Raw genomic sequence first — 1,793 nt, forward strand, 5'->3', positions numbered from 1 at the left:
CTTCGGGTTGGCAAATCTTGAATAGGTTCTCTCCTGCGGGTTTGGGGTTAGGTTCTAATGGGGCGGTGGTAATCACCGAAACGGGTCTGATCCTGGGCCCGAACTTGGGAACTACAACCATGCAGCTAGCTCCGATTTCTCCTAACCCTGCTGCAACTATGGCGTGCCGATGGGAGAAGTCACCCAGGATCCTCACCTTGGGCTCCGGCTCCTCCTGAAGGATCTCCACCTCCCGTGCTTGATCCGCTATGGATGGGTCGAGGGGCAATGCCTCATATCCTTGGTCCTCGAGGAAGACGGCGACCTTGTAGGACAGTTCACGCAAATGGGCGTTTAGGTCGTGATACCCGAATTTTTCATAATATGGGCCTGGAATTTTTTTGACGATGGCCAGAGGAATTCTTTTGGCCATGGCTACAACGCTTCTGGCTCCAGGTAAGAGGTCTTCCGGTTTATGGCCTTGGGGGGCCCCCTCAAAGCGATTCACGGGCGCTATGCCGACAAGATCGGCACCATTCTCTTTCGCAAAATCCATGATTGCATTTGTCTTGGGCATAAGCACACCTCCCTAACTTTAAAAATCACCACCCGCCATGTATATCCATTAATTTTTTTGCAATTTTCTGGCCGGCATCATTGCTACCCAGTAGACTATAAGGAGTGCGTGGGCATCTGTATTTTTTATATAGAGCTATAATACAGTTTGAAAAGTTATCCTCCTTTTCCGCAGATAGCGTAATGACTTCCTGAGAGATATCTTCTATACGCTTATCGAGGGTTTTCTCCATACGCAGGCCATCTTTCATTTCTCTATTCTCGATCTTCTCATAAGCGATATTTACCCCGTACTCTTTTTCGAAGGTTTTCAAATCATTTTCATTTATTTCTTCCCAAGGATCCCCTGGATAGTATCGCAATTTTACAAAATATTTGGTCATGACCTAATCTCCTTACTTCGTTAAATATTCTTTATATTTCTGAGTTTTAATTTTCCTCTCCTCTTTGGTTCTCAGGAAATAGTCTTTGGACGGCGCAATATGATAGGTAAAGTGATTATAACCCACATCCGGCCTAAACCGGCTGTCTGTCCACGCCTTTTCTTCAAATTGGACGCTAATTTTTCCATTGATGATACTCAGTTTTCCCCGCACCCCGCACGTAGGACATTCGACGGTCTCATTATCTTTTAATATCCGCACCAGCCAATCATGACAGGAAGGGCAGATACCAGCCTCACCCTTATAGATAAAATCTTTTTCCCTTATGGCGACCGCTATTTCTTTACCCAAGCCATAGGCCAAATCCATCGCATCCTGGTCTAAGACCACCTCGGATATCCCCTGGGTACAAACGGTGATCTCATTAATTTTCGTCAGCCCCATAAGGTTCAGCAGGATATTGGATTGCACTGAAACATAGGGAATCCACCCGCGCGTAGCATAGGGGATGATGACCGTCGCCGGCTTCTTGATTTTTCCAATTTTATGGCCCAGAATCCAGCATCGGTCAATCAGTTGCTTGACCACTGCGGTCAATTCCAGGAAATAACACGGAGTACCCAAAATCATCCCATCGCACCCATCCACTTTCGAAAAAATAAAACTGACATCATCGTCTTGTACCTGGCACACATTTTCTCTGAATAGACAAAGCCCACATCCCCGGCATGGCTCGATTTTGTAATCGGTAAGCCTGAGGATTTCCACTTCAGCTCCCTCCGATTCAGCCCCCATTAATGCTTGCTTCAAAAGAATTTCAGTATTTCCGTTTTTTCTAAAGCTACCGTTTAACGC

The 1,793-nt window shown here is 46.1% G+C and carries 3 protein-coding genes; all 3 read right to left on the bottom strand.

Annotated elements, in window-relative coordinates; genetic code table 11:
- Window positions 1-556: hypothetical protein (locus Q7V48_04135; GenBank protein ID MDO9209924.1), on the bottom strand; the 556-nt coding region annotated here is incomplete at its 3' end.
- A gap of 25 nt (window positions 557-581) precedes the next feature.
- Window positions 582-938, bottom strand: coding sequence for a hypothetical protein (locus Q7V48_04140; protein ID MDO9209925.1), 357 nt, complete (start codon window positions 936-938; stop codon window positions 582-584).
- Between the two features lie 12 nt (window positions 939-950).
- Window positions 951-1,793, bottom strand: an 843-nt coding sequence (locus Q7V48_04145) for a flavodoxin family protein (GenBank protein MDO9209926.1), incomplete at its 5' end; no start/stop codon positions are given.

This window comes from Deltaproteobacteria bacterium (assembly GCA_030654105.1).
Lineage (GTDB): Bacteria > Desulfobacterota > SM23-61 > SM23-61 > SM23-61 > JAHJQK01.